Source organism: Pontibacter actiniarum (assembly GCF_003585765.1).
Classification (GTDB): domain Bacteria; phylum Bacteroidota; class Bacteroidia; order Cytophagales; family Hymenobacteraceae; genus Pontibacter; species Pontibacter actiniarum.
This window is the reverse complement of record NZ_CP021235.1, coordinates 1,290,799-1,317,080: the sequence shown is the minus strand read 5'-3', so window position 1 is coordinate 1,317,080 and position 26,282 is coordinate 1,290,799. Positions and strand designations below refer to the sequence as shown.

The following is a 26,282-nucleotide window of genomic DNA, read 5'->3' as shown; positions in this document are numbered from 1 at the left end:
ACAAAAACACCATGAACGCTATGAAAGACGAAAACAAAGGAAAAACAGTACTGATAACCGGAGCCTCCAACGGCTTTGGGATGGAATTTGCCCGGTTGTTTGCCAAAGACGGCTATAACCTTATACTGGTGGCCCGCAGCACCGAAAGAATGAAAAAGCTGGGCTATCAGCTGCAGGATGAGCACCAGCTGCAAAAGGTCTGTGTTATTACGGCTGACCTGACGCGGCCGGAGGCACCGCAGGAGATTTACCGGGAGGTAAGGCAGCAGGGCATTGATGTGGATGTGCTGGTAAACAACGCCGGGGCGGGTATCCATGGCTTTTTCTTCGAAACAGACCTGGAGCGCGAAAAAGCCATCATCCAGCTTAACATCACCACTCCGGTAGAGCTAACCAAGCTCTTTCTGCACGACATGAAGCGTCGCAACTCGGGTAAGATACTGAACCTCGGCTCCGTCGCCTCCTTTATGCCCTCGCCGCTCATGGCCGTGTACGGAGCAACGAAGGCTTTTTTACTTTCCTTTTCCGAGGCGCTGTCCAATGAGTTGAAAGACACCGGCATTACCGTTACCGCCCTGTGCCCGGGAGCCAGCAACACCATGTTTTTCCGCCGTGCTGGCGCTGCGCACTCCCGCGCGGCCAACGGAATCCTTTCGGAACCGGCAGAGGTGGCAAAAGATGGGTACGAGGCCCTCATGAGCGGCGAGACACGCATTGTTTCCGGCATCATGAATAAAATGCAGACAGCAAGTACCAACATCATCCCCGACACAAAGCTCGCCTCCACTATGCGCCACATGATGGAGGAGGAGTCAGGAGAAGACACCAACCACATCGACACATAAGATGCTGCTGCAAAAGCAGGTAAAACATCGCTGCTAAAAAACAACTTTAACAACAGCGATAAAAACAAAGAAGGGGCCTTTGCAGAGGCCCCTTCTTATTTAAAGCATAGACAACTAATGCCATCTGCTCTTTATACTTTCCTATACGGTTTACGCTCTTGCAGGTTGATCGCTGCAAAACGTTTTTTTACTGCTAATAACTACTGGAGGCCAGCATAACCAACGTGCAGTGGTGCAGCGTTTCGATATTCGCGTCCTGCGCCATTTGCTCCAGCTCCCGGTTCTCGGTGCCGGGGTTAAAGATGATCCTCTTCGGCTTCAGGTTTAAGATATAGTCATACCAAACCGGCTGGTTCTGCGGCCCTACGTAAAGTGTAACGGTATCCACATCCTCAATAGGCTGAGACTTGTCGGTGATGATCTTCTGCCCACCCAGGTCCGCATTTTTAATCCCTACCGGCACCACTTCATAACCATGCTCCTTCAGCCGGTGAAAAGCTTTGTAGGCATAGCGCGTCGGGTTATCGGAGGCGCCTAATACAACTGTCTTTTTCATATCTGATCTGGTTCAATTCAACACAAAGTATACTTCTTGTACCCAATCAGGCCTTAAAAAGTTAGAAAGCCGACGGGGAGTATGCCGTATAATCCGCCATATAAAAAGAGCACCTTACAGGGCAAGGCTCCTGTAAGGTGCTACGGGGAAATCTATGTAGGACCCCGCTACAGGTCGGAGCAGCTTATATGGCGCGTACGCCAGCCTTTAGCGCAGCCATCTCGGCACAGCGCTCTCCATCCATCGCCGCCGATACGATACCACCGGCATAACCGGCGCCTTCGCCGCAGGGGAACAGGCGTTTCACCTGCACATGCTCCAGTGTCTCGCGATCGCGCGGAATACGGACAGGGGAAGAGGTACGGCTTTCCACACCCACGATCTGCGCACTGTTGGTCAGGTAGCCGCGCATTTTATTGCCGAAGGCCTTAAAGCCCTCCCGCATCCGGTAGGCCATTTCGTCAGAGAAAAGCTCATTCATGTCCACGGGCACCAGGCCTGGCTGGTAGGATGTTTCCAGCAGCTGGCCGCCTGTTTTAGCACGGGTAAAGTCCTGCAGGAGCTGAGCCGGTGCGGCCTGTGTGCCCCCAGCCATCTGGCAGGCGCGCTGCTCCAGCGCCTGCTGCATCCGCAGGCCTGCCAGCGCCCCGTGCTTCTTCAGGTCCATATCCTCCAGCTCAATGGCCACCACTATTCCCGAGTTAGAGAAGCGTGAATCGCGGCGGCTCGGCGACATACCGTTTACCACCACCTCGCCAGGGGCCGTAGCGGAGGGCACGATAAAGCCCCCCGGGCACATGCAGAAGGAAAAGATCCCCCGCTGCCTGTTCTTATAGTGTGTTTGCTGCACCAAGGCGTAAGAAGAGGCGGGCAGGTAAGGGCCGCGGTCTTCGCATTTGTACTGTATACTGTCGATCAGGCTTTGCTGATGCTCCACGCGCACCCCCATGGCAAAGGGCTTGGCCTCTACGGTAATCTCCCGCTTATGCAGCAGCTCAAAAATATCGCGGGCGCTGTGGCCGGTGGCAAGTATAACCGACTCCCCGGTATACGCCTGTCCGTCCTGCGTTACCACGCCGCGCATCTCTCCCTGCTCCACAATAAAGTCAGACACGCGCTTGTCAAAGAGCACCTCGCCACCGGCGTTTCGCACCGTTTCGCGAATGGCCTCTATGATTTTAGGCAGTTTGTTTGTGCCGATATGCGGGTGGGCATCGAAAAGGATATCCGGCGTGGCGCCATGCTGCACAAATATCTGCAGGATACGCATCAGGTCGCCACGCTTTTTAGAGCGGGTATACAGCTTTCCGTCGGAATAGGTACCTGCGCCGCCCTCGCCAAAGCAATAGTTAGAGTCTGGGTTTACCGTGTGCTCTTTGTTGATGGCCGCGAGGTCGCGGCGGCGGCTGCGAACATCTTTGCCGCGCTCCAGCACCACCGGCTTCAGCCCCAGCTCAATGCATCGCAAGGCGGCGAAAAGGCCTGCCGGCCCGGCGCCCACGATAACCACAGGCTTGCCCTTGCTTACGTCGGGGTACGTATAGGTAGGGGAGATAAGATCTGCAGGAGGGGTGTCGAGGTAAACATCGGCCCGCACGCGCACTTGCACAGAACGCCCGCGGGCATCGATGGAGCGCTTCACGCGGTGCAGGAACTTCACATCTTCCGGTTGCACCTGCGCCCTTTTCAACAGCTCCGTATCTAATTGCTGGGCATCAAACGCCAGCTCTGGCGGAAGCACCAGGTCTAATTCTTTCTTTCTCATTTACAATAGGTAAGGTAGCTAACCTTAAACTCTTCGTTACGATGTTATCTGTTCTGCTAACACGGCAGGCGTGCAGCAAATTCAATCGGGAAGTATAAAATTCAGGTTTACAGCATGACAGCGCCCACTGCACATCATAAGGCAATTGTCACCGTGTAGAAACAGGGCACCGGCGCGCCTCTACAAATCGCCGTTCAGCACTTTGTCGACCCAGCCTTTGCCCCATTCTTCCAGCTCCTGCTCACGCCACAGCTCGGGGTAGAAAACACGCTTCTGGAAACGCGGCGGCAGGTACTTCTGCCAGTTGGTACCGCCGGTAGCGGCAATCACCTCCGGGTCCCGTTGCAGGTAGCGCACCGCCGACTTGTAGTGCATCAGGGGCCAGTTTACGTTTACGTTGCTGTCCAGGGCGCGCAGGGCCTCTATCAGCTTCGGGTTTTGCTGGTCTTCCTCCGGCAGGCGTTTGTACACATGCCATACATTCTTGTCTGCGTATTCCTTTGCAAACGCAATAAGCTGGCCGGTGTATTTTTCCTCGAACTGAAGCAGCGTCAGGGTTTTGGCGCCGGAGGCCACTTCGGTGGCGCCCTCTTTCCAGTAAATACAGCCAATCATCTCTTCCTGCGTGCTCTCCAGCCCCAGGGCCGCGCGCTTGGCCTTATCCACCAGGTTGCGCAGGTCTGTAGAGGCAATCTCAATCATGCGGTACTGCACCGACTGAAAGCCGCTGGCAGGCATCAGGGCCATCCGGAACTGCAGAAACTGCTTGGGGTCCATGCCGTCCACCATCACATCAAAAGAGTTGATCAGGTTATCGAAATAGCGGTTGATTCGCTTTAAGCGACGCATGAGCACCTCAACCGTAATCTCCTTATCCTCACCAATCTGCCTAAACTCCTCCAGGCAAAGCTTAAAGTACAGCTCCGTGATCTGATGATACATGATAAAGATCTTCTCGTCCGGGATGTTGGTGCGCGGGTTTTGCAGGCTCAGCAGCGTGTCCAGGTGAATGTAGTCCCAGTACGTGAGGAAGTTCGTGTGGAAAAGCCCTTCCAGGTAAGCAGCCAAATCCTGCCCCAGGGGCACATATTTTTCTTCCAGCCGCTGTAGCTGCTCCAGCACTTCGGGTTTAAACGCATGCTTCATACCAAGAGAGTGGTTTAGGTGGTGGATAATGGGCGCAAATTACGAAAATAGTTGATGGCATAAACCACGCGGGCCAATCTGTGCCGCGTTTGCGGGTTTTCATTGATCTGCACTGCCCTCGTGCGGGTGCAGCGGAGGCCGCTGTAACAGCAAAGGATAAAATCACGCTACCACGATGCCTGCTTGATGGAGGCCAGGGCATATTTTGTAGATGGAAAGCGCAGGTTTGTAGAAATAAAGCTAAATTAACCCCAAAATAGCGCTATACTGCTACAGAATTACTAAATTTGATTTTTACGATATTACAAAGTATGGCTGAGAAAAGCAGCGTTTTCGATATGATTGGGCCTGTGATGATAGGGCCATCCAGCTCACACACGGCTGGGGTGGTACGGATTGCCAGAGCTGCCATCCGGATTCTGGGTGCAGCACCTGAGGAAGCGACCATTACCTTTTACAACTCGTTTGCCCGCACCTATGAGGGCCACGGCAGTGACCGCGCCATTATCGCCGGCCTGCTCGATTTTAAGACCGACGACAAGCGCATCAAGGAGGCGTTTGACCATGCAAAGGAGCGGGGCCTGAAGTATACTTTCCGATCGGTAGGCAATGCCTCCACCATGCACCCTAACACCATCAAGCTCAACCTGAAAGCCAACGACCGCGAGGTGGAGGTGATCGGGCAGAGCCGGGGCGGGGGCGTGATCAACATTTCGGAGGTAGACGGTTTCTCGTCCAGCTTTTCCGCCACCCTGCACACCCTCATTATTGATGCGGCCGATGTGAAAGGCAGCATCGCCTTTATCGCGTCCGTACTGGCCCACGACGACTGCAATATCGCCACCATGAACGTGTCGCGCAAAGGCCGTAACGAGCAGGCCCGGCAGTTCATCGAAATGGACTCCGGCATTAAGCCGATCACGCTGGAGTACCTGAAGCAGCTGGACTGGGTGAAGCACGTGATCTACATCCCGAACATCGATCTATAACAGCTATTTATAGTTACTATGAAAAAAACATCAAAAAGCTTATTGCTGGCCCTGGGGCTTTCGCTGGCAGGTGCTTCGGCTGCAACGGCGCAGCAGGACCCGGGCGCAGACGGGGTCTGGACACTGCAGGAGGCCGTGGAGTATGCCAAGCTGCACAACCTGCAGGTGCGGCAAGCTTTGATAGACAAGCAGGGGGCGGATGTAAACCTGAGGCAGTCGAAGTTTACCCGGCTGCCCAGCTTGAACGGCGGCGCTTCCCACAGCTACAACTACGGAACCTCCATCGACCCGCTGACCAACGAGTTTCAAAACCAGCAGATCAGATCCAACAACTTTTCTGCCACAGCCGCAGTGCCGCTCTTCCAGGGGCTGCAGCTACAGAAGCAGGTAAAGCAGAACGAGATCCTGGTAGAGGCCACCGCCAATGACGTGCTCTCCACCCAAAACGACATCACGCTACAGATACTCACCTCTTACCTCAACATCCTGTTTGCCAATGAGGTCGTAAAAACGGCTGAGCTGCAGCAGGCGAGCACACAGCAGCAGTTAGACCGCACGCGCATTCTGTTTGAGGCAGGCAGCGTGGCCGAAACCAACGTGCTGGAGCTGGAGTCGCAGCTGGCCTCCGATGAGCTGAACCTGATCAACGCGCAGAATCAAATCGAGATATCACGCCTCAACCTGATTCAGCTGCTGGACCTCGACAACCCCGAGTCGTTTGAGATTGTAGTGCCGGAGGTGCCGGCCCCGGACACGAACATCACCATTGTGTCTCCCGACCAGGTGTATGACGTGGCCGTACAGACACTGCCGGAGATTAAAGCAGCCGACCTGCGCATACAGAGCGCCGAAACAGGGGTGGGCATTGCCAGGGGCGCCTACTATCCGCGCCTGTCTTTAAACGGCTCGCTTTTCACTGGCTACTCCAGCTCCCGCTCCCTTTTCAGCAACGATGCAGTGGAAGGAGAGTACATCCGGCAGGACATTGGCTTCCAAAACCCGGACGGCACCGTGCCGGTATCTGTTTACGTTCCCAGAACAGTGACCACAGTAACAGAAACGCCTTTCTGGGACCAGATTGACGAGAACTACGGTAAGTCTATCGCCTTCTCGCTCTCTATCCCGGTTTTTAACGGCCTGCAGGCCCGCAGTGCTGTAGAGCGGGCAAAACTAACCCGTGAGACGGCCCAGCTGAATGCCGAGCTGCAGCGCAACCAGCTACGCCAGAACATAGAACAGGCCGCCGCCGACGCACAGGCTGCCCTGCGCAGCTACGTTGCCAGCCGCCGCCAGGTGGAGTCTCTGGAAAGAAGCTACCGAAACGCTGAGCTGCGCCTGAACGCCGGCATCATCAACTCTACGGATTTCAACGTGATCTCGAACGACTACCGCCGCGCACAGTCTGACCTGTTGCAGGCCAAGTACGATTATATCTTCAAACTTAAAGTTCTGGACTTTTACCAAGGAAAAGACATTTCTTTCTAAAAACTATGGCTAAGAAAAAATCAAGGCTTATCCCTATCCTGATCGGTGTACTGGTGCTGTTGCTGATCGTTATTGTCGTCGCCAAAAAACAAGGCTGGATAGGCCAGGAAGAAGGCACAGAGGTAGTACTCGCAGCGGCCAAGCCCGCCGATATTGTTGAGAAGGTAAGCGCATCGGGCAAGGTGCAGCCGGAGACGGAGGTAAAGATCAGCCCGGACGTGTCCGGTGAGATTATTGAGCTGAATGTGGAGGAGGGCGACTCTGTTGTAAAAGGGCAGCTGCTGCTCCGTATTCGCCCGGACAACTACCAGTCTATGGTGGATGCGCAGCAAGCCTCTGTCAACACCATGCGCGCGAACCTGGCGCAGGCAAAGGCAAGACTGGCGCAGGCGCAGGCCAATTTTGCCCAGGTGGAGCAGAACTACAAACGCAACCGGCCCCTGTTTGAGCAGAAAGTAATCTCTCAGTCTGAGTGGCAGGAGATCGAGGCAAACTACCTGGCTACCAAGCAAGAGGTAGAGTCGGCACGCCAGAGCGTGAGAGCCTCTGAGTTTAACGTGCAGAACGCCCAGGCCTCCCTGAAAGACGCCCGCGAGAACCTCAACAAAACCACTATTTACGCCCCGGTAAGCGGCACCGTATCCAAACTGAACGTAGAGCAGGGCGAGCGCGTGGTAGGTACGTCGCAGATGGCCGGCACAGAGATCATGCGTATTGCCAACCTCAACAACATGGAGGTGCGCGTTAACGTGAACGAGAACGACATCATCCGCGTGGCCCTGGGCGACTCCGTTATCGTGGAGGTTGACTCCTACACCAGCCGCGACGAAAAGTTCAAAGGCGTGGTCACCTCCATCGCCAACACAGCCAAAGACGCCACCACGCTGGAAGCCGTGACCGAGTTCGAGGTACGCATCCGCCTGCTGAACCAGTCTTACGACCACTTGCGTAAAAACATCTCGCGGCCGTTCCGCCCGGGCATGACCGCCTCCGTAGACATCATCACAGACAAGAAATCAAATGTATTATCTGTACCTTTGTCGGCGGTAACCACCCGCTCTACGGATATGCCGGACGCTGAGGAGCCAGGCGAGAACGAGGAAGAAGCTCCGCAGGACCAGCAGCAGGCAAAGCCAGCGGCACCAGCACAGGTTGAGGAAGTGGTGTTTGTGTATGACGAGGCAAGCAACACCGTGCAGACGGCCAAGGTAAAAACAGGCATCAGCGACTTTGAGCACATTGAGATCATCAGCGGACTGAAGCCTGGGCAGAAAGTAGTTGCCGGGCCGTTCAGAGCGGTGTCCAAGACATTGAAAGACGGCGCCAAAGTAGCGGTGAAGGATGAGCAGTCGCTAAACAAGCAGGCGATTGCCGCAGAGACTAACGAAGATTAACAAGATTGGAAAAAGTAGCAGTAATTGGAGGAGGAAGCTGGGCCACAGCCCTAGTCAAGATCCTTTCCGAAAACAAATCACAGATTAACTGGTGGATGCGCAACGCAGACGATGTGCAGCACCTGATAAATTACAGGCACAACCCGCGCTATCTCAGCCAGGTGTCGTTTGACCTGAACTACGTAAAACCGTCCACGGACATACAGGCCGTTGTGGCCTCCTCGGACTGGGTGATCTTGGCAGTGCCAGCAGCATTCGTGCAGCTGGCACTTGCCGATTTACCGGCAGACGCCTTTGCCGGCAAGGTGATTGTTTCGGCCATTAAGGGCATGATCCCGAGGGAAAACATCCTGATCACGGAGTACATGGAGCGGGCCTATGCGGTGCCGAACTCGCACCAGCTGGTAATAGCCGGGCCCTGCCATGCCGAAGAAGTGGCGCTGGAGAAGCAGTCGTACCTGACCATCGGCTCCCACGACATGACGACGGCCGAGCGCTTCTGCGCCCTGCTGCGCAACCGCTACGTGAAAGCCAACCCGCTCGACGACCTCGACGGCATTGAGTACTGCGCCGTGATGAAGAACGTGATTGCCCTGGCCTGCGGCATTGCCCGCGGCCTGAACTTCGGGGATAACTTTCAGGCGGTTCTTGTTTCCAATGCCATGTTCGAGATCGAGCGCTTCCTGGACTCCATCATGCCGATCCACCGCGACCTGAGCGGCTCCGCCTACCTTGGCGACCTGCTAGTGACGGCCTACTCTCAGTTTAGCCGCAACCGCACCTTCGGTAACATGATCGGGCGAGGCTATACCGTAAAATCGGCGCAGGTGGAAATGAACATGGTGGCAGAAGGGTACTATGCGGTGCAGAGCATCTACGAGCTCAACAAAAAGCTGCAGGTAGCGATGCCCATCACCGATGCCGTATACCACATACTTTATGAGCGCATTGCCCCGGCCGTGGAGTTCGAAATCCTGAAAGACAAGTTCCGGTAAGCTGACACACAGCACCACTCCAAAGTATAAAAGCACACCTGTAAAGATGTGCTTTTATACTTTGGAGTGGTGCAGGAACGAGTCGCCGAGTGCGCGGTACACGGACATGGTAGTGATGGCCACGGCAAGCAGCATCGCGTAAACCGTGGACAGAACCAGGTAGTCCGTGCGTGGCAGGAGGTGGAGTTGCTGCACGTTCAGGATAAGCAGCATTATCAACGAAATGGTCAGCCCCAACAGGGACAGTATGAAAGCACGGTTAAAGGCCCCTGCGGGCAGCCTGTCTATCAGCGTCTGGCTTTTGAGGTGCCAGTGCAGCGGCAGCACCCTGCTGTGTTGCAGGGCCCGGCGCGTTGACTTGGTTGCCACCCAGCCAAGTACAAAACCAAACACGGCGCTGTAGGCCACCAAGTGCGTGGCTATACTTTGCTGCCCCCACAGCGGCACATACACGCCGGAGGGCCATATCACCAGTACCAGGGCTACACTTATAACGCCCGAAAACAGCGCCAGCACTCCCGCCACCGTAAGTAAAAATCTATAGTTCAAACTAAACTGCATCCTGTTGTTCGCCTTCTTGTACATAGGATTATACTTTAATTGGGGGCATCAGGGTTTAGAGTAGCCCAAAAGAAGGTAAAATTGTGCTATTGCAACTACGGGCTAAAGGCTCTACTTTTGCCCTTCGTGCTGCTTTAGCAAGTATAAAACCTGTTACTTACCGTTGCCTACCGTTACATGAAGCAGCATTTCCAGCAGATAGATGTCGTGAAAGGGCTCGCCATTGTGGCGGTGCTGCTGCTGCACTCACTTAGCCGCGCCAGTTTACTGCACAGCTATGCCGTGTACCACATCTGGCAGGCGGTGCCGCTCTTTATGGTGGTGATGGGGCTGAACCTGGGCCTGTCGGTGCACGGAAGAACGCAGCAGCTGAAGCAGCTCTACACCCGGCAGTACTTCTCGAAAAAAGCAGTCCGTATCCTTACCCCGTTTTTCATCGTCTTTCTGCTGTCTGTGCCTCTGGGCGTTTTGTGGCAATGGGCGACGGGCGCAGACGTACTGGCGTTCAGCTGGTACACTGCGGTAGGCGTGCTCCCGGTTACCGGCAAAGGCAACTACTTCATCACGCTGCTGCTGCAGTCCATCGTGCTGCTTCCCCTGATCGGGTATGCCTCCAGCCGGAGGCCAATCCTTACCACCCTTGTGCTGGTGCTGCTGGAAGTGCTTTTCCAGGTTTGGGCGGCACATTTCGCTTACTTCGACCAGAACGATTACCTCTACGATGCAGCCTTCCCGAGGTACTTTACCGCTATTGCCTACGGCCTGTGGCTGGCACAATTGGCACAGCGGCCTTTCCGATGGCGGTACACCGTGCTTTTGGCAGCCCTGGGTGCCGTATCGGCTTTTTTCCTGTGGCTATTTACCTATCAGCAGGTGGAGCTGCCTTTTTTGCGCCAGGCCTGGCAGCCGCAGCAGTTACTGACCTTTGGGTATGCAGCGCTCCTGGTGTGGCTGGCTCTCCGCCTGCTTCCCGCATCCTCCACGGCTCTTGCCCTGCGGTTTCTCGCAGCACTGGGGAAAGCTTCCTACCACATCTTCCTGGTGCAGGTCGTGTACTTCGGTTTGGCAGATAAGCAGTCGCCGCTGTTGTTAAACCTGCTTACCTGCCTCGTGCTCGGGTATACCTTCTATCAGGTGGAGAAACGGCTGCAGGCATAAGCCGGAGGCTACGATAGGCAACGCGGCAAAACCAGTTTATACTTGGATTCTATTCTGAAAAGTATATCTTTAGAAATACAACCTTAAAAAAAGGTGATGAAAGTAATATGTGCCTTACTGGAGCAGCACGGGCGGGTGTTGGTTACGCAACGCAGTGAAAACATGCGGGAGCCGCTGCTGTGGGAGTTTCCGGGCGGCAAGCTGGAGGCCGGGGAATCGGAGCAGGAGTGCCTGGTGCGAGAACTGCGGGAGGAGCTTACCCTTTCCGTTGAGCCGGTCCTGCGCTTATCTCCCGTCGTACACCACTCCCCAGACCGCACCATTGAGCTGATACCTTACATTTGCATGTACCACGGCGGCGCCATACAACTGATCGAGCACCGGGCCTACCAATGGGCCAAACAGGACGAGCTGCCCAACTATGCCTGGTGCCCAGCCGACCTGCCCATTGTGCAGGAGTACCTCGCCCTGAAAAGGGGCTAAGCCGGCGGCGCACTTTCAGAACCTGCTTTTTAGCCGTACCTTTACGGCATGCAACTCCCTGTTTCTTTCACCGAACGCATGCAGCGCCTGCTTGGGCTGCAAGAGTACCAGCAGTTTCTGAACGCCCTGCAGCAGACCCCTCCGGTCAGCATCCGGGTTAACAAAGCCAAGGCAACGGCGGCGGCCGGGCTGGCCGCTGTGCCCTGGGCCGCAGCGGGCCGTTACCTGCCTGTGCGGCCATCCTTCACCCTGGACCCCGCCATTCATGCGGGCGCGTACTATGTGCAGGAGGCAAGCTCCATGTTTGTGGAGCAGGCCCTGCGGCAGGCGGTAAACCTGGAGCAGCCGCTGCAGGTGCTGGACCTCTGTGGCGCTCCCGGCGGTAAATCGACGCACCTGGCCAGCTTAATCTCAGAAGACAGTCTGCTGGTATCCAACGAGGTTATTCGCAGCCGGGCATCTATCCTGGCGGAGAACGTGGCCAAGTGGGGCAGCGGCAATGTGCTCGTCACCAGTAACGACCCACGCGACTTTGGCCGGTTACCCGACTTCTTTGATGTGATGGTAGTGGATGCCCCCTGTAGCGGTGAGGGCATGTTCCGCAAAGACCCGCAGGCCGTGCAGGAGTGGTCAGAGGAGAACGTGAAGCTCTGCGCCCAGCGCCAGCAACGCATCCTGATGGATGTGTGGGACGCCCTGAAGCCGGGCGGGCTGCTGGTTTACAGCACCTGCACCTGGAATGAGCAGGAAAACGAGGAAAACGTTGCCTGGCTTTCGGAGCAGGAAGGGGTGGAAAGTATAAGACTTGAGTTACAGCCCGAATGGGGCGTGGTGCCAACGCAGTTGGGAGGCGTGGAAGGCTATCGTTTCTACCCGCACCGCGTACAGGGCGAAGGCTTTTTTATGGCGGTGGTACGCAAGGCGGGAGAGGAGGCTGCCATCAGCCACGGCAAAAGCAAAAAGAAGAAGTATAAACTCACGCCGGCTGGCAAGAAAGAAAAGGCACTGGTGGAGAACTGGCTGCTGGAGCCGGAGCACTACACGTTCCTGCAGTACGGGGAAGTGATCACGGCACTGCCGGCATACCTTTTCGAAGCTGCCGATGAAGTATACCAGCACCTCTACGTGGTGTATGCGGGCACCGAGCTGGCAGAGGTTAAAGGTAAAAAACTCAAGCCGCTACAGGGGCTGGCGCTCTCGCAGCAGCTGAACAAGGCAGCGTTTCAGGTAGCGGAGCTAGACCTGGAGCAGGCCTTGCGCTACCTTCGCAAAGAAGACATTAGCCTGGGCACCAACGGTAACGACTGGCTGCTGCTGCAGTACAAGGGCTTGCCACTGGGTTGGGCCAAACAAATAGGCAGCCGCGTCAATAACTATTACCCGAAAGAGTGGCGCATCCGGATGGACCTACCGCAGGAACTGCCGGAAACAACTGTCTTGGCATCCTAAGGCACAGCTCCAGGAGCCACCGGGCAGCGGCAACACGGACGCCGAAATATCCCCAAAGCTAGTTAAGCGCTGTACGCGCTGCGCTTAAAAAAAGCCGAAGCTATACATGATAGCTTCGGCTTTTGGTTTTACGGTATCCGTAATGCCTACTCCACAAACAGCACAAGCCCTTTCAGGTACTCACCTTCCGGATGGAAAATAGAGATAGGGTGGTCTGCTGGCTGTGAGAGGTGGTGCATGATCTTGATATTGCGCCCCGCCTCGATGGCTGCCGCCATGATGGTGTTGTTAAACAGGTATTTGTCTACCACCTGGGAGCAGGAGAAGGTAAACAGTATACCGCCCGGCTTTATCTTTTTCATCGCCTCGGCATTTAAGCGCTTGTAACCCATTAAGGCATTGTGGCGCACTTTCTGGCTTTTGGCAAAGGCAGGAGGGTCCAGCACGATCACATCGTACATGTCTTCCTTGCCCTTCAGAAACTCAAAGGTGTCTACAGCATACGCCTCGTGCTTTTCCGGCGCCTGGCTCAGCTCCCCGTTCTTCACTGTCAGCTCAATGGCTTTCTTAGACACATCCACCGAATGCACCTCTTTGGCCCCGGCGTTCAGGGCGTATACCGAGAACCCTCCGGTATAGCAGAAGGTGTTCAGCACGGCCTTGCCCTGCACGTAGCGCGCCAGCAGGTCGCGGTTTTCGCGCTGGTCGATAAAGAAGCCGGTTTTCTGCCCTGTTTCCCAATCGATGTAAAAGCGGTTACCGTTTTCCGTCACCACAACGCCGCCCTCTGACTGGCCATAGAGGTAGCCGTTCTGCGCTTCGACCGGTGCCTTTGGCGGCAGCGACTCCGCACTCTTATCGTACACGGCCCGCAGCCTGTCGCCATAGATCTCCTGCAGGGCCTGCGACACATGCCCGCGCACGCTGTACATGCCTACGGTGTGCGTCTGCACCACAGCCGTGTCTTTATAAAAGTCCACGATCAGGCCGGGCACACCGTCTCCCTCGGCATATACCAGCCGGTACACGTCGGTATTGGGGTTATTTACCAGGCCGAGGCGCTGACGGTAGTCATAGGCCTTCTGCACTTTCTGCTTCCAGAAAGCGTAATCCGGCTCGGCTTGCTCAAACGAGAAAATGCGTACGGCAATAGAGCCCGGCGCGTAGTGGCCCATGCCTAAGAATTCGCGCTTGCTGGAGTAGACCTCTACTACGTCGCCTTCTGCCAGCTCTCCGTCTGCTTTTCTGATCGCCCCGGAAAACACCCATGGGTGCTGGCGCTTCAGCGAGTGCTCCTTGCCTGGCGCTAAGTATAATTTGGTAAGTGACATCTTTTGTAAATCTGCTTTTTATTCGATCTGCTCGTGAACTTCTTCACAGCAAAGGCTGCAAGTTAGTTATTTTGTTCCGTTAGCGTACAAGGTGGGCATGCCGCTGGGGTATTTTCATGCGGATGAGTAGCTTTTGGTGAAGCCGCTGCCGTGATGACAGGTGTACCCATTAAAGGCACATGGGCTGAGAGTAACGCAGTATGGTTTTAGTCCTCTTCAGGTAATGAAGGATAATAGGTTTGCTGGTATCAATTTCACTCCCAGAAGTATTGACCGTAAAATGCTCAGGTTTTCTGTTTGAAGTATAAAGCGTGATTTTGTTCTTTGAGCTACCTTTTGACACTTTCGTGATAGTTGTCTTCAATACCTGTTTGCTTCGGCTTCTCACGTCAGCGTTCATCCTGATGATGAGGCAGTAGTACGTAACAGCTGATAAAATCAGATGAGGCCAAATAAACGCTACTAATGCTTCAGCATAAGCCATGCGGCGTATTGGGGCAGGTCCACCCTTTGGCCCGATAAAAGGGTACAGCAGCCAAACAGCGGAATAAAGTGTAAACAGTATCCACCAGCCTTTGGCACTATGCCGTTTTTCTTCAGCTACTTTTAGAAGCTCTCCTTCATCAAGTTCAACTTCTTTTGGCGTGTTAAGCGCTAAGCCAACCACATCCTTGTCCTGTTGCTCCAGCATGTGCAACTTTTTCGGTTATATTCCCTGTGCATGAATGTGCCGCAAGTATAGGAAAAGCCTCCACAGCACCACACAAAGCACTTCTTTTGTAAGGCACAGAGGCAACCGGTTAAAGTGAAAGTATACCCAACTCTACCAGCTTGAGGTACAGCTTTTGCACCGGCAGCCCCATCACGTTAAAGTAGGACCCCTCGATGTGGTCGATGCCGATCATGCCGATCCACTCCTGAATGCCGTAAGCGCCCGCTTTGTCGTAAGGTTTGTAGTGCGTGATGTAGTGATCTATTTCGGCGGCAGTAAGCGGTTTGAAGTACACTTTGGTGCTGTCGTGGAAAACGGTTTTGCCTTCGCGGGTCAGAATGCAGACCCCTGTAATAACTTCGTGGGTGTTGCCCGACAGCGCCTGCAGCATCGCCTGCGCCTCTGCATAGTCGGCGGGCTTGTTCAGCACGCGCTCGCCCAGGCACACAATGGTATCCGCCGTAATCAGCGCCTGATCCGTGATGTCCGAAGTATACGCATCGGCTTTATGCGAAGCCAGGTACGTAGCCACTTCCTCGCGCTTCAGGTGCGCCGGAAAATCCTCGTGCACCTCCTTTACCAGCACCTCGTACCGGAGGCCCAGGCTGGCCAGCAGTTCTTTGCGGCGCGGGGAGTTAGAGGCAAGCAGTAGCGGCCGTTGTAAATTCATCTTCTTTGATGGAGCTAAATAAAAATCCACAGATAACTTTCGGGTAGAAAAAGGTTGATTTCTGAGGCATGATGGCACCGCTGTTGCACACGCGCTTCACCTGCTCCATCGACACCTCGTTGGTGATCAGGGCCAGGTGCGCCTCTCCCTGATCTACTTTTCGGATGCAGGCCGTAAAGTTGCGCTCATAGCTGAGGCCCTTGTAGTCGCGCTGCTCCTGGCGGTAGATCCCCAGTATCTTTTCAAATATAAAGTAGTGCATCACCGTCAGGTCCAACTGCTTCACCTCCTCCGGAAAATTCCAGTCGATGGTGGGGTGCACCTCTGGTTTCAGGCGCAGCTTATAGGCGTTGCCGTTCAAATAGAGCCCAAAGGCCCAGGGCTTGCCCACAATAACCTCGTTCAGCTCGTACGGGTCTTCCTTTGGCGTGACCGTGAAGTACGCCTGCAGCCCCTCCAGGAACTCCTCGTCCGACACCGGCAGGCTCTTGAGCAGGCGGTGCGTCGGCAGGATGCGCAGGTCATCGTGCTCAGAGTTGGTGAGGTACATCAGGTGATAGTTGTAGGCCTCATACCCGGTGTGGTGCGGGTTCTGGGCCATCATCTTGCGGCGATACGCCAACGCCCCGCCGTAGCGGTGGTGGCCGTCGGCTAGCAGGATCTGCTTATCGGCGAGCGTCTGCAGAAACAGCTTGATTACCTCGTGGTCGTGGATCACGGCCAATACATCGCGCACGCCCTGGTAATCCTCCGTTTCATAGATCGGTGTCCGGATGCTTTCGTCCATGTAAGGCTCCAGCACGAAGTCCGTATCGGTATAGAGGCCATGGGTGGGGCTGGAGCTCAGCAGCGTTTTCTCCAGCAGCTCGATGCGGTCGTTCACTGCGCTGGGGATGGTGTTCTCGTGGCGCAACAGCACGCGTTCGTGCCAGTCATAAGCCTTTATGTTGCAGATAAAGCCTTTGCGCACAAACTCCTTGTCGTTGCCCGGCAGCCGGAAGTACTGGTAGTACACGTAAATACCCGGCATTTGGTCCTGCAGCAGCACCCCTTGCTCTTTCCAGGCCTGCAGCAGCTCTGCGGCACTCTCGGCAGGGTGCTCGCCCCTGGGCACCGACAGGTGAATGCTGTTGTTGGGGTTGCGGTACAGCGCCTCCCGCTGCTTGTCCGACACCACGTCGAAGAGCGGGGAGGTTAGCTGCTCAATGTTTTCGTTTAACGTATTGTTGTAGCGCCAGGCGCGCAAAGGTAATATCTCAGCCATTTGTTCTCGTTACAAAGTATAAATCAGGCTCCGGCAAGTATAAAACCTGCCTCGGCATCAGGGAGCCAGGCGCTTGACCTGCCAGTTCCCGCCTTCCCGCTCGTACACGATGCGGTCGTGCAGGCGGCTTGGGCGGCCCTGCCAAAACTCCAGGTAGTGCGGCAGCAGGCGGTACCCTCCCCAGTGCGCCGGGCGGGGCACCTGCTCCTCCCGGGCAAACTGGCTGCTGTATTGCTGCTCCCGCTGCTCCAGCACCTCGCGCGCCTCAATTACCCGGCTCTGCGGCGAGGCCCAGGCTCCGATCTGGCTGCCTTTCGGGCGACTGTGAAAGTAGCTGTCTGACAGGGCAGGGGCCACTTTTTCTACCTTACCTTCCACCCGCACCTGCCGCTCCAGCTCCGGCCAGAAAAACGTAAGCGAGGCGTAAGGGTTCTCAGCCAGATCGTGGCCTTTCCGGCTCTCATAGTTCGTAAAAAAGATGAATCCCTGCTCATCCACCCCCTTCAGGAGCACCACGCGGGCAGAGGGTTTGCCGCCGCCCACGGTGGAGAGCACCAGGGCCGTCGGTTCGTGCACCTCCGACTCCAGGGCTTCCTGCAGCCACACCTGGAACTGCTGCACCGGGTCCTGCAGCACGGAAGCCTCCGTCAGGGCCTGCTTTGTATAGTTGATCCGGATATCGGCAATGTTATGTGTTAAGGCCATACGCTTGGGTTTTGGTCAAATTTATAAAATTATCCGCTGCGGCTAAAGTTAATATTCGCGCCGCCCGCAAGTAAACAGGCCAACCGTACTATAGTTATTACAGTATAGCAGCAGGAAGCTGAGAACGTAACGGCGCCACGCGACTATCTGCGTTGCTTTGCGTAAGAAGTATAAAACCCTTAAATTAAAGCTGTAGGGCACCCCGCTCTGCTGGCAGTAGCTGAAACAGTGTAACGTGAAGAAAGATTGATGACGGACAAAAAGGTGATAAAGCCCCAAAACGGCAGCATACTTATTTCGGAGCCATACCTGGGCGACCCAAACTTTGAGCGCAGTGTGATCCTGCTATGCAGCCACGAAGAAGAGGAAGGTTCTTTCGGCCTGGTGCTGAACCGCGCCTCCAACCTGAACCTGTCTGACGTGCTGGATGTGTTTGATGACGACTTTGACATGAACCTGGGCATAGGCGGGCCGGTACAGTACAACACGCTGCACTACATCCACCGCCTGCCGGACCTGCCGCAGGCCGTAAAGCTGGGCGAGGACGTGTATTGGGGCGGCGATTTCGAAACGCTGCGCACCATGATCGACACCGGCGTGGTGAAAAAGGACGATATCCGCTTCTTCCTGGGTTACTCTGGCTGGACACCCGGCCAGCTGCAGGAGGAGATCGACAAAAATGTTTGGATTGTAAACAACAATGCTGCGAATAAATTATTTAATTTGGACGTAGAAACCCTCTGGCGCAGCATTCTGCGCGAAATGGGAGGTAAGTTTAAGGTGCTGAGCAATTACCCAGAAGACCCACGCCTGAACTGAAACGCTTATACGTTGTAACCAACACAGTAGACATGACAACTGACAAAGAGCATATGGACACTACCGGAGCTGAGGCTAACAAACCAGAGAACGAGGCAGCTGCTAACGAGCAAAACGCCGCATCACCGAAAAGCACTGTTGCAGAAGACCAGACACCGGCAACCGGGCAGGGCGCACCAAAGGAGGAACAGCCTGAGGTGCAGCCAGCGTTAACAACCCCGGCCGAAGAGCAGACGACAGAAGAGATCACCGAGGCCTTTGCGGCGGCCAACACAGATGTGAAAGAGGAGGAGCCAGCTACAGCTCCCCAGCCGACGGCCCAAACGACTGCCGATGCAGGCTCCGCAGCGCCTGCCAAAGCGACCGCAGCCGAAGAGCACCACGACGAGGAAGAGGAGGAGGAAGAAGACCATACCGACTACAGCCAGCTGTCGCTTGAGGAGCTGCGCCAGCAACTCAGCAGCGTGCTGAAAGACGCCGACGCCATGCGCAGGTTCCGTTCCGTAAACGAGCTCCACCGCCACTACGACCTGAAGTTTCAGGCCGAGCGAAACGAAGCCCTCGATAAGTTTAAAGAGGAGGGAGGCACCGAGGAAGACTTTGCCTACCACACCTCCAAAGAGCACCAGGACCTGGAGCAGCTGCTCAGCGCCTACCGCGAGTCCCGTTACCAGCAGCGCCAGAGCCAGGAGCAGCAGCGCCAAAGCAACCTGGAGCGCAAGAAGGCCCTGCTCAACCAGCTGCGCCAGCTTGTTGAGGCTGCCGAAACGAAAAACAGCGGCGATGAACTGAAGAAGCTCCAGACGGAGTGGAAATCGATCGGGCCGGTGCCGGCTGGGGAGGCCCAGGAACTGTGGGATTCTTACCACGCCCTGCTCGACATCTTCTACAACAACCGCAGCATGTTCTTCGAAATGAAGGAGCTGGACCGCAAGCGCAACCTAGAGGCCAAGCTGCAGCTGGTGGAGCGTGCCCAGGCGCTGCAGGAGGAGCCAAGTATAAACAAGGCGCTGCAGGAACTGCGCCACCTCCACGAGGAATGGAAGAACATCGGCCCGGTGCCAAACGAGCAGCGCGACCCGATCTGGGAGCAATTTATACAGGCTTCTGAGAAGGTACACGAGCGCCGCCGCGCCTACCACGAGGAGCGCTCCACCCGCGAGCTGCAGAACCTGACCGTGAAGCGCGGCCTGCTGGAGCGCCTGCAGGAGTTCTCCACCTTTAACACCGACCGCATTAACGAGTGGCGCGACAAGACCGACGAGATCCAGAAGCTGAAAGAAGAGTGGGACAACGCCGGACTGGTGCCGAAAGAGTACGCCGAGGAGGTAAACAAGACTTTCTGGGGCAACTACAAAGCATTTTTCCAGCACAAAAACCAGTTCTTTAAGGCCCTCGACGAGCAGAAGAACCAAAACCTGCAGCTAAAAACGCAGCTTTGCGAAGAGGCCGAAAGCCTGAAAGACAGCACCGACTGGGGCAGCACCAAGGAAAAGCTGATACAGCTGCAGAAAAAATGGAAAACCATCGGCCGTGTGCCGGACAAGCACTCCGATAAAATCTGGCAGCGCTTCCGGGCAGCCTGCAACCAGTTCTTCGACCGCAAGCAGGAGAACGAGCAGCAGCGCTCTGCGGAGCTGGAGAAGCTCTCCGCTGAGAAAATGGAGATCTGCGATAAGGTTGCCGATAAGCTGTCGCAGCCGCCAAGCGCGACCGGCTCTGTAGAGGAGTTCAACAGCCTTGTGCAGCAGTGGCGCGATACGGACAAAGGTGCTAAGCGCACCAGCCCGAAGGCCGAGGATAAGTTTATCTCCCTTATGGAGAAGTACCTGGAGCGCGTGCCGGAGCTTACCCTGGAGGAGCGTTCTGAGCTACTCGTGAAGCTTCAGGTGGAGCGCATTAAACACAGCCCGGACGCAAGCCATAAGCTGCACCAGCGGGAGAACACCCTGCGCCGCGAGATTTCGCAGCTGCAGAATGATATCCAGACGCTGCGCACCAATATCGAATTCTTTGCCCGCTCCAAAAACGCGGACAAACTGCGCGAGGAGTACGAAGGCCGCATTGCCGATGCGCAAAAACGCATTGCACAGCTGCAGCATCAACTGGATGCATTCAGAGGCTAAAAATTTTTCGCCTGACTTTCAAAACCTTAGAATAGTCAGGCGAAAAAAGTTTCAGGGGGTGTTTGCATAATAAATTCTTAGCCCTACCTTTGCAACGCTTTAACACAATAAAGCAGCACAAAAAAAGGTTAAGCCTCCTTAGCTCAGCTGGTAGAGCAACTGACTTGTAATCAGTAGGTCGCTGGTTCGATCCCGGCAGGGGGCTCAACTCCAAAAGCAAATGTTTGTACTGCATCTGCTTTTCAGTTCAAAATAAGTACAAGCCTCCTTAGCTCAGCTGGTAGAGCAACTGACTTGTAATCAGTAGGTCGCTGGTTCGATCCCGGCAGGGGGCTCTTAAGTGAAAAAGCCTTCAGAGAAATCTGAAGGCTTTTTTCTTTTCTGCCCGTCTCGCACAATCTTTCTCTTTCAAAACACCTTTACTGATTACACCACCAATAGTCTGCGGTTGCAGATCATATAATCTGTGTTGGGCTGTAACAGGCGCTTCCCTGTACAGTAGCAAATACATGCCAGCGGCACAGGCCGGAGACTTCAGGTATTCGCGGAAACGGTAAGTCCACTTGCGGCAGCTAGAAAGGCTGAGGCTGTTTCACACCTTTGCCATGCAAGCCAGCAAGGGTTGAGACAGGATGCATGCAACCGCAACAGCGCCGGAGCAGGTGTTGCAAGTCGCGGCTGATCAGTTCGGGGATAAAGGCCTTATAAGCGTTATTGTTTACTGCCCGGCCAGTCGCTGTATGCACTCCATGGCTTTCAGTTGATGGCATACACCCCGGCATACTCATAAGCATTGGCCTTACTATACTGACAGACCTGTGGGTAGCCTAAAGCGCTTTCTACTTCCATTTTTTAAAGTTTATACTTTACTTAGCAGTTCTGATCTAGAAATAACCTATGAAACTGATAGAGGTAAACACGCCCGAGCTTGCCAGAGAGTTCCTGATGATGCAGGTGCAACTGTACAAAAAAGACCCAAACTACATTCGCCCGCTCGACAAGGACATCGACAATGTGTTCGATCCGAAAAAGAACAAGCTGCTGCGCAATGGCGAGGCTATCCGCTGGATACTGCATGACGAGAAAGGCAAAACCATTGGCCGTGTAGCCGCTTTCATCAATAAGAAAACAGCCAGGGCAACATCGCAGCCCACCGGGGGCATGGGCTTCTTCGACTGCATAGATAACCAGGAGGCCGCCAACATCCTCTTCGACGCCTGCCGCGACTGGCTGCAGGAGCGCGGCATGGAGGCCATGGACGGCCCCATAAACCTGGGCGACCGCGACAAATGGTGGGGCCTGCTGATCGACGGCTTCCATGCGCCGACCTACGGCATGCATTACAACTACCCCTACTACCAGAAGCTGCTCGAGAACTACGGCTTTCAGGTGTACTTTAACCAGTATACTTACTACAGAAAAGTAGACGATCCGCTGCCGCAGAAATACCATGAAAAGGCCATGCGCATCCTCAGCGACCCGGGCTACACCTTTCAGCACATGGACAAGAAGGACCTGAAGAAGTACACGGAGGATTTCCGGACGGTATACAACAAGGGATGGGCCAAGCACGAAGGCGTAAAAGCCATGAGCGAGGCGCAGGCCACCACCATCATGCACACGCTAAAGCCGGTCATCGACGAGCGCATCATGTGGTTTGCCTATTACAATGAGGAACCCATCGGCTTCTTTATCGCTATTCCGGAGCTGAACGGGCTGTTTAAGTATGTCAACGGCAACATGAACCTCTGGGGGAAACTGAAGTTCGCCTTCCACCGCTGGCGCGGCGCCTGCACCACTATGTACGGCATTGTGTTCGGCATTACGCCGGAGCAGCAGGCCAAAGGGGTGGAGGCCGCCATGATCGTGGAAGCGGGCAAAATTATCCAGAGCAACCCCAGCATGCCGTACGAAGACCTGCAAATGAACTGGATCGGTGACTTTAACCCGAAAATGATGCACCTGGTGGAGCAGATCGGGGGCCGCATCTATAAAACGCATGCCACCTTCCGCTACCTCTTCGACAGGACAAAGGAGTTTAAGCGCATGCCGATTATCCGCTAAAGCATTTCCGGCAGGTCCATGCTGGAGTGGAAAGGAGGGTCGCTGATTTCATTCCACTCCCATCCGTCATAGTCCAGCATGGCCTTTAGGGTGCAGCGGCGCTTGTTCAGGTGCTCAATGCGGTGCAACTCTGGCTTTTCGAGCGGAATACCCGCTTCCTCCAGTTTGCTGATGTCCAGGTTAGGCTCCATGACAGAACCAGGATTCAGGAAGAGCGCCGTCAGCGAACCCAGAAACGTCGTAATGGCCTGGCGGAGCGGCACAAGCGTCTGGTCGCTGGGCCTTTTCTCTTCCGGAACGAAAAGCAGCAGGATCGTAATCGACTCATCCAGGGCAGCCAGGTTAGGCAACAGGGCTGCCACTTTATCAGTGTGGTGAAAGAAGTGCAGCACGGGGTAGGCCAGGTGCGACTGCCCCTGCTCAGCCACTGCCTGGGCAAGGTTCTCAAAATGCGACTCCAGGTTTTTAAAGTCCTTGCCGTTCCAGTTGTTCAGCAGCATTTTCTGCGGGCTCCGGCCAATGGCGGCAATGCGTATGCTAAGGGCGCGCCGGGCCGTTACCGCCGAAAGCACCGGCACCATGTAGGTGATGGCAATGGTAATCATGATCAAGCCCGAGAATGAAATAAACGCCGTGTAAATGCGCCAGGCGTCTGTTCCTGCCTTGTAATCCCCGTTGCCCATGGTAGAGAGGTTGTAGCCCGTAAAGTAGATACGCTGCGCAAGGTCTGCCGGCACTTTGGACGTGCTGTTTATCACCGCCTCAGGGTCGGAGAGGTACACCAGGGTATTGCCTGCCCAAAGCAGCAGCACCCAGGTTAGCAGCACGGCCACCACAATCACGATCCCGGCCCCATTCAGCACTTGCTTTGTCTTGAAGAGCCGGCTCATCCAGAAGAAGGAGCGCCAGATAAACGTGGACACAGTGCTGCTGACAAACCCCGCCCCGCGAGGAGAAAAAGTTGTGTAAATAAGATCATAGCAGACGGTGCCGATGAGCAGAGCGCCAATAACAAGATAAATTGTACCGTTCATAAAAAAAGATGAGTGCTTGGGTGCAGCAGGATTGTTTATACTTTTGCAGCACAGCCTTAGTTACAGCCGCCGCACTGGCTGAGCAGGCAGGGCCTAACTTCCGGCAATGGATTCATTAACTCAAATCGTACTTGGAGCCTCCGTAGGAGAGGCTGTGGCAGGGAAAAAGCTCGGCAACAGGGCCATGGTCTGGGGCGCTATAGCCGGCACCATACCGGACCTGGACGTGCTCCTGAACCCCTGGCTGGACACCGTGCAGCAACTAAGCTTCCATCGCTCTCTTACACACTCCTTTCTTTTTGCACTGCTCATGTCACCGGTGCTGGGGTGGCTGCTGCACCGGCTGTACCGCAAGCGGGGCGCCACCTTCCGCGACTGGACGCTGCTGTTCTTCCTGGGTTTCACGACGCATGCGCTGCTGGACAGCTGCACCACCTGGGGAACACAGCTGCTGTGGCCTTTCAGCAACTACGGCGTCGCCTTTTACAATGTGTTCGTGGTAGACCCTTTTTATACCGTTCCTTTCCTGGTGCTGGTAGTGGCGGCGGCCTTTTACAGCCGCAGCAACCCTAAGCGGCGGTACCTCAACTATGCCGGCCTCGGCATCAGCTCGGCATACCTGCTCTGGTCATTTGCCGCTAAAAGCATGGCGAACGAGGTATTTACCGCTAACCTGCAGCAGCAAGACATTCGCTATACTTCCTACATCAGCAAACCCACGCCGCTCAATACGATTTTCTGGTCTGTGACCGCCCAGGGGAAAGACGGATTCTACAATGGCTTTTACTCGCTGCTGGATGAGAACAGGCAGGTGCGCTACACCTATGAGCCACAGAACGCGGCGCTTTTAGCGCCCTACAGGGGCAACCCAAAGCTGGAGCGGCTGCTGCAGCTAACCAAAGGCTACTACACCGTAGAAAATCCCGGAGACGGAAGCCTGCTGATCAACGACCTGCGCTTTGGCAAGTTCGACGGCTGGAAAGAGAGCGGGGGCAACTATGTGTTCGTGTACAAAGTATGGCAGAATGCAGAAGGGGAACTGCAGTTTGAGGAAATCAACAACCGCCCTAAGGTAGACAAGCAGTACCTGTTGGCGTACTGGCACCGCATCCTCGGGCAGGAATAAACCTGCCTGTTTAAGCGCACAAAAGCTTTTTGGTAGCCATAGACACAGCTGCCGCCAAAGGCTCTGCCAGCTGGATTGCAAGCAGTAAGAACACCCGACACATCCCAACAGCGGACTTTCTTCCTCACACTGGTTTGCAATCATACATTTGCCTGCTCTGTTGTGCGCGCTTTGCCAGTACCTCTACACCAGTTCCGGAAGACTAAATCAGTCCATCAGCAAGTATAACACCACGTTGCAGCCTCCCTGGGCACCCTGCAAGCCGCATCCGCCTTCGCTTACCAAACCACGGGGCGCAGTGCTTTCGAAAAAAGCAGGAGCAACTAGCACTTTCCAAACCTACAAAAGCACGAACGCGGTATAAACCACCGGGCAACTGAAAAAGCGAAACATAAGACGCCTGAATTTCTTATACTGAGTCTTTAAAACCAGAAATCTAACTAAATACAACTATGGCACAAAACAGATGGCTGCTGACAGGCAAGAAGGCAGTAGTAACAGGCGGCTCAAAGGGCATTGGAAAAGCAACCGTAAAAGAACTTATAGACCTTGGTGCCGAAGTACTGGCCGTAGCGCGTAAGCAGGAGAACCTCGAGCTGCTGCAGCAGGAACACCCGGAACGCCTCCATGTGCTGTCGGCAGACGTGAGCAACGCCGAGGGCCGTAGCAAAGTGGCGGCCTATGTGCAGCAGGAGTGGGGCCTGCTGGATGTGCTGGTCAACAATGCAGGCACCAACATACGCAAGCCCACCGCCGACTACAGCACCGAAGAGTACAATTTTATCATGCAGACCAACCTACAGTCGGCCTTTGAGCTCAACAGGCTTCTGTACCCTTTGCTGAAAGAGTCGGAGCAGGGTAACATTGTACACATCACCTCCGTGGCAGGGTTGGTGCACGTACGCACCGGCAGCATCTACGGCATGACCAAGGCTGCCCTGACGCAGCTCACCCGCAACCTGGCTGCTGAATGGGCCAAAGACAGGATACGCGTAAACGCCGTGGCACCCTGGTACATCCGCACGCCACTGGCACAGACGGTGCTGCAGAACCAGGATTTTTACGACAATGTGGTGGGGCGCACACCCATGCAGAAAGTAGGAGAGCCGGAGGATGTGGCCGGGGCCGTTGCCTTCCTGTGCCTGCCCGCCGCCGCCTACATTACAGGGCAAACCATCGCCGTGGACGGAGGATTCACCATCAACGGTTTTCACCCGTAACAGGCGGTTTTTTCGCGCCTTTACGCGCCACAATTATCGTGGCAGAAACTGTTATTTTTAAGGAAAAATGCTTAATTTTGTATGATGTGGATATGAGAGCGTGCCAAGGCGGCAGGCGCTCTAAAATCTAAATTCATGGCAAAAAAACGACTGCTAATCATACTCAGCCTCGCGCTGACCTCAGCAACTGTAATTTCCTGTAAGCCAACCTGCCCGATTGCCTCGTGCCATGTGCGCATGGTGCACCCGCACGGCACGCAGGAATTCCGCGGACAGCCGTTCTGGAAAAAGCAAAACCCGAAGATGGGGGAGAAGATGGACAAGACCTCGCAGGAGAAAACGCACGAGGGGCACTCCAAAGCCAAAAATAAGGATTAAGCTATAT

The 26,282-nt window shown here is 55.1% G+C and carries 24 protein-coding genes and 2 tRNA genes; 16 read left to right on the top strand and 10 right to left on the bottom strand.

The window, feature by feature from the left end:
• Positions 1 to 20: 20 nt before the first annotated feature.
• The gene (locus CA264_RS05680; RefSeq protein WP_025605358.1) at positions 21 to 845 is read left to right on the top strand and encodes an SDR family NAD(P)-dependent oxidoreductase; all 825 of its coding nucleotides are present in this window, start codon (positions 21 to 23) and stop codon (positions 843 to 845) included.
• 193 nt (positions 846 to 1,038) lie between these two features.
• Here CA264_RS05680 and CA264_RS05675 read toward each other — a convergent pair whose 3' ends face one another.
• From CA264_RS05675 to CA264_RS05665, 3 genes are all read right to left on the bottom strand, one after another.
• Positions 1,039 to 1,401 carry a CoA-binding protein gene (locus CA264_RS05675; RefSeq protein ID WP_025605356.1) on the bottom strand — a complete coding sequence of 121 codons (363 nt, stop codon included), beginning with the start codon at positions 1,399 to 1,401 and terminating at the stop codon, positions 1,039 to 1,041.
• A 184-nt stretch (positions 1,402 to 1,585) separates the two neighbouring features.
• Positions 1,586 to 3,166, bottom strand: coding sequence for an NAD(P)/FAD-dependent oxidoreductase (locus CA264_RS05670; RefSeq protein ID WP_025605354.1), 1,581 nt, complete (start codon positions 3,164 to 3,166; stop codon positions 1,586 to 1,588).
• A 180-nt stretch (positions 3,167 to 3,346) separates the two neighbouring features.
• On the bottom strand, positions 3,347 to 4,312 hold the full coding sequence (locus tag CA264_RS05665) for a tryptophan 2,3-dioxygenase family protein (protein ID WP_025605353.1): 966 nt from the start codon (positions 4,310 to 4,312) through the stop codon (positions 3,347 to 3,349).
• Between the two features lie 311 nt (positions 4,313 to 4,623).
• Here CA264_RS05665 and sdaAB point away from each other — a divergent pair, with 311 nt between their 5' ends.
• Genes sdaAB through CA264_RS05645 form a run of 4 tightly spaced genes read left to right on the top strand, consistent with a single transcriptional unit; the run spans position 4,624 to position 9,175 of the window.
• Positions 4,624 to 5,301 carry an L-serine ammonia-lyase, iron-sulfur-dependent subunit beta gene (sdaAB, locus tag CA264_RS05660; protein ID WP_025605352.1) on the top strand — a complete coding sequence of 226 codons (678 nt, stop codon included), beginning with the start codon at positions 4,624 to 4,626 and terminating at the stop codon, positions 5,299 to 5,301.
• Between the two features lie 18 nt (positions 5,302 to 5,319).
• A complete protein-coding gene (locus CA264_RS05655) occupies positions 5,320 to 6,786 on the top strand; it encodes a TolC family protein (protein ID WP_025605351.1) in 1,467 nt (488 codons plus the stop codon).
• A 5-nt stretch (positions 6,787 to 6,791) separates the two neighbouring features.
• Positions 6,792 to 8,180, top strand: a complete 1,389-nt coding sequence (locus CA264_RS05650; protein WP_025605349.1) for an efflux RND transporter periplasmic adaptor subunit — start codon at positions 6,792 to 6,794, stop codon at positions 8,178 to 8,180.
• Between the two features lie 5 nt (positions 8,181 to 8,185).
• Positions 8,186 to 9,175 (top strand): NAD(P)H-dependent glycerol-3-phosphate dehydrogenase, encoded by a 990-nt coding sequence (locus CA264_RS05645; RefSeq protein WP_036775527.1) that lies wholly within the window; start codon positions 8,186 to 8,188, stop codon positions 9,173 to 9,175.
• Positions 9,176 to 9,229: 54 nt separating this feature from the next.
• Here CA264_RS05645 and CA264_RS05640 read toward each other — a convergent pair whose 3' ends face one another.
• Positions 9,230 to 9,760 (bottom strand): hypothetical protein, encoded by a 531-nt coding sequence (locus CA264_RS05640; RefSeq protein WP_025605347.1) that lies wholly within the window; start codon positions 9,758 to 9,760, stop codon positions 9,230 to 9,232.
• 153 nt (positions 9,761 to 9,913) lie between these two features.
• Between CA264_RS05640 and CA264_RS05635 the strand changes: the two genes are divergently transcribed.
• The 3 genes from CA264_RS05635 (at position 9,914) to CA264_RS05625 (ending at position 12,826) form a co-directional block, all read left to right on the top strand.
• Positions 9,914 to 10,894, top strand: a complete 981-nt coding sequence (locus CA264_RS05635) for an acyltransferase family protein (RefSeq protein WP_025605346.1) — start codon at positions 9,914 to 9,916, stop codon at positions 10,892 to 10,894.
• A gap of 96 nt (positions 10,895 to 10,990) precedes the next feature.
• Positions 10,991 to 11,377, top strand: a complete 387-nt coding sequence (locus tag CA264_RS05630) for a (deoxy)nucleoside triphosphate pyrophosphohydrolase (protein WP_051364332.1) — start codon at positions 10,991 to 10,993, stop codon at positions 11,375 to 11,377.
• 48 nt (positions 11,378 to 11,425) lie between these two features.
• The gene (locus CA264_RS05625) at positions 11,426 to 12,826 is read left to right on the top strand and encodes a methyltransferase RsmF C-terminal domain-like protein (RefSeq protein ID WP_025605343.1); all 1,401 of its coding nucleotides are present in this window, start codon (positions 11,426 to 11,428) and stop codon (positions 12,824 to 12,826) included.
• A gap of 146 nt (positions 12,827 to 12,972) precedes the next feature.
• Here the strand turns inward: CA264_RS05625 and CA264_RS05620 are convergent, their stop codons facing one another.
• The 5 genes from CA264_RS05620 to pdxH form a co-directional block, all read right to left on the bottom strand.
• On the bottom strand, positions 12,973 to 14,157 hold the full coding sequence (locus CA264_RS05620) for a class I SAM-dependent rRNA methyltransferase (RefSeq protein WP_025605341.1): 1,185 nt from the start codon (positions 14,155 to 14,157) through the stop codon (positions 12,973 to 12,975).
• A gap of 169 nt (positions 14,158 to 14,326) precedes the next feature.
• Positions 14,327 to 14,848: a hypothetical protein gene (locus CA264_RS05615; RefSeq protein ID WP_025605339.1), complete on the bottom strand. Its 522-nt coding sequence runs from the start codon at positions 14,846 to 14,848 to the stop codon at positions 14,327 to 14,329.
• A 109-nt stretch (positions 14,849 to 14,957) separates the two neighbouring features.
• On the bottom strand, positions 14,958 to 15,539 hold the full coding sequence (locus CA264_RS05610; RefSeq protein ID WP_025605337.1) for a Maf family nucleotide pyrophosphatase: 582 nt from the start codon (positions 15,537 to 15,539) through the stop codon (positions 14,958 to 14,960).
• Positions 15,505 to 16,803, bottom strand: coding sequence for a DUF1015 domain-containing protein (locus CA264_RS05605; protein WP_025605335.1), 1,299 nt, complete (start codon positions 16,801 to 16,803; stop codon positions 15,505 to 15,507). Before CA264_RS05605 ends, CA264_RS05610 begins: the two co-directional genes overlap by 35 nt.
• Positions 16,804 to 16,860: 57 nt before the next feature.
• On the bottom strand, positions 16,861 to 17,508 hold the full coding sequence (gene pdxH, locus CA264_RS05600; protein WP_025605333.1) for a pyridoxamine 5'-phosphate oxidase: 648 nt from the start codon (positions 17,506 to 17,508) through the stop codon (positions 16,861 to 16,863).
• Positions 17,509 to 17,757: 249 nt separating this feature from the next.
• Here pdxH and CA264_RS05595 point away from each other — a divergent pair, with 249 nt between their 5' ends.
• The 5 genes from CA264_RS05595 to CA264_RS05575 all read left to right on the top strand — a co-directional run bounded on the left by CA264_RS05595 (position 17,758) and on the right by CA264_RS05575 (position 22,517).
• On the top strand, positions 17,758 to 18,327 hold the full coding sequence (locus CA264_RS05595) for a YqgE/AlgH family protein (protein ID WP_025605331.1): 570 nt from the start codon (positions 17,758 to 17,760) through the stop codon (positions 18,325 to 18,327).
• A gap of 32 nt (positions 18,328 to 18,359) precedes the next feature.
• The gene (locus CA264_RS05590) at positions 18,360 to 20,453 is read left to right on the top strand and encodes a DUF349 domain-containing protein (protein ID WP_025605329.1); all 2,094 of its coding nucleotides are present in this window, start codon (positions 18,360 to 18,362) and stop codon (positions 20,451 to 20,453) included.
• A 132-nt stretch (positions 20,454 to 20,585) separates the two neighbouring features.
• A tRNA-Thr gene (locus CA264_RS05585) sits at positions 20,586 to 20,658 on the top strand.
• 57 nt (positions 20,659 to 20,715) lie between these two features.
• A tRNA-Thr gene (locus tag CA264_RS05580) sits at positions 20,716 to 20,788 on the top strand.
• 562 nt (positions 20,789 to 21,350) lie between these two features.
• Positions 21,351 to 22,517: a hypothetical protein gene (locus tag CA264_RS05575; protein WP_025605326.1), complete on the top strand. Its 1,167-nt coding sequence runs from the start codon at positions 21,351 to 21,353 to the stop codon at positions 22,515 to 22,517.
• Here the strand turns inward: CA264_RS05575 and CA264_RS05570 are convergent.
• On the bottom strand, positions 22,514 to 23,551 hold the full coding sequence (locus CA264_RS05570) for a potassium channel family protein (protein WP_084196161.1): 1,038 nt from the start codon (positions 23,549 to 23,551) through the stop codon (positions 22,514 to 22,516). The genes CA264_RS05575 and CA264_RS05570 overlap by 4 nt on opposite strands.
• Before the next feature lie 106 nt (positions 23,552 to 23,657).
• On the opposite strand from CA264_RS05570, the gene CA264_RS05565 reads away from it, so the two are divergent.
• From CA264_RS05565 to CA264_RS21780, 3 genes are all read left to right on the top strand, one after another.
• Entirely contained in the window at positions 23,658 to 24,677 is a 1,020-nt protein-coding gene (locus CA264_RS05565) for a metal-dependent hydrolase (protein WP_025605323.1), read from the top strand.
• A 452-nt stretch (positions 24,678 to 25,129) separates the two neighbouring features.
• Complete coding sequence (locus CA264_RS05560) at positions 25,130 to 25,897, top strand: SDR family oxidoreductase (protein WP_025605321.1); 768 nt, start codon at positions 25,130 to 25,132, stop codon at positions 25,895 to 25,897.
• Positions 25,898 to 26,032: 135 nt separating this feature from the next.
• Positions 26,033 to 26,275 (top strand): hypothetical protein, encoded by a 243-nt coding sequence (locus CA264_RS21780; protein WP_157593649.1) that lies wholly within the window; start codon positions 26,033 to 26,035, stop codon positions 26,273 to 26,275.
• Positions 26,276 to 26,282 lie beyond the last annotated feature (7 nt).

Excerpts from the sequence above, each read along its gene's own strand:
- CA264_RS05630 (WP_051364332.1), top strand. The coding sequence starts at position 10,991 with ATGAAAGTAATATGTGCCTTACTGGAGCAGCACGGGCGGGTGTTGGTT.
- CA264_RS05655 (WP_025605351.1), top strand. The coding sequence starts at position 5,320 with ATGAAAAAAACATCAAAAAGCTTATTGCTGGCCCTGGGGCTTTCGCTG.
- CA264_RS05680 (WP_025605358.1), top strand. The coding sequence starts at position 21 with ATGAAAGACGAAAACAAAGGAAAAACAGTACTGATAACCGGAGCCTCC.
- CA264_RS05595 (WP_025605331.1), top strand. The coding sequence starts at position 17,758 with ATGACGGACAAAAAGGTGATAAAGCCCCAAAACGGCAGCATACTTATT.
- CA264_RS05560 (WP_025605321.1), top strand. The coding sequence starts at position 25,130 with ATGGCACAAAACAGATGGCTGCTGACAGGCAAGAAGGCAGTAGTAACA.
- CA264_RS05640 (WP_025605347.1), bottom strand. The coding sequence starts at position 9,760 with ATGTACAAGAAGGCGAACAACAGGATGCAGTTTAGTTTGAACTATAGA.
- CA264_RS05590 (WP_025605329.1), top strand. The coding sequence starts at position 18,360 with ATGACAACTGACAAAGAGCATATGGACACTACCGGAGCTGAGGCTAAC.
- sdaAB (WP_025605352.1), top strand. The coding sequence starts at position 4,624 with ATGGCTGAGAAAAGCAGCGTTTTCGATATGATTGGGCCTGTGATGATA.
- CA264_RS05565 (WP_025605323.1), top strand. The coding sequence starts at position 23,658 with ATGGATTCATTAACTCAAATCGTACTTGGAGCCTCCGTAGGAGAGGCT.
- CA264_RS05575 (WP_025605326.1), top strand. The coding sequence starts at position 21,351 with ATGAAACTGATAGAGGTAAACACGCCCGAGCTTGCCAGAGAGTTCCTG.
- CA264_RS05615 (WP_025605339.1), bottom strand. The coding sequence starts at position 14,848 with ATGCTGGAGCAACAGGACAAGGATGTGGTTGGCTTAGCGCTTAACACG.
- CA264_RS05625 (WP_025605343.1), top strand. The coding sequence starts at position 11,426 with ATGCAACTCCCTGTTTCTTTCACCGAACGCATGCAGCGCCTGCTTGGG.
- CA264_RS05570 (WP_084196161.1), bottom strand. The coding sequence starts at position 23,551 with ATGAACGGTACAATTTATCTTGTTATTGGCGCTCTGCTCATCGGCACC.
- CA264_RS05650 (WP_025605349.1), top strand. The coding sequence starts at position 6,792 with ATGGCTAAGAAAAAATCAAGGCTTATCCCTATCCTGATCGGTGTACTG.
- pdxH (WP_025605333.1), bottom strand. The coding sequence starts at position 17,508 with ATGGCCTTAACACATAACATTGCCGATATCCGGATCAACTATACAAAG.
- CA264_RS05665 (WP_025605353.1), bottom strand. The coding sequence starts at position 4,312 with ATGAAGCATGCGTTTAAACCCGAAGTGCTGGAGCAGCTACAGCGGCTG.
- CA264_RS05635 (WP_025605346.1), top strand. The coding sequence starts at position 9,914 with ATGAAGCAGCATTTCCAGCAGATAGATGTCGTGAAAGGGCTCGCCATT.
- CA264_RS05605 (WP_025605335.1), bottom strand. The coding sequence starts at position 16,803 with ATGGCTGAGATATTACCTTTGCGCGCCTGGCGCTACAACAATACGTTA.
- CA264_RS05620 (WP_025605341.1), bottom strand. The coding sequence starts at position 14,157 with ATGTCACTTACCAAATTATACTTAGCGCCAGGCAAGGAGCACTCGCTG.
- CA264_RS05675 (WP_025605356.1), bottom strand. The coding sequence starts at position 1,401 with ATGAAAAAGACAGTTGTATTAGGCGCCTCCGATAACCCGACGCGCTAT.
- CA264_RS05610 (WP_025605337.1), bottom strand. The coding sequence starts at position 15,539 with ATGAATTTACAACGGCCGCTACTGCTTGCCTCTAACTCCCCGCGCCGC.
- CA264_RS21780 (WP_157593649.1), top strand. The coding sequence starts at position 26,033 with ATGGCAAAAAAACGACTGCTAATCATACTCAGCCTCGCGCTGACCTCA.
- CA264_RS05670 (WP_025605354.1), bottom strand. The coding sequence starts at position 3,166 with ATGAGAAAGAAAGAATTAGACCTGGTGCTTCCGCCAGAGCTGGCGTTT.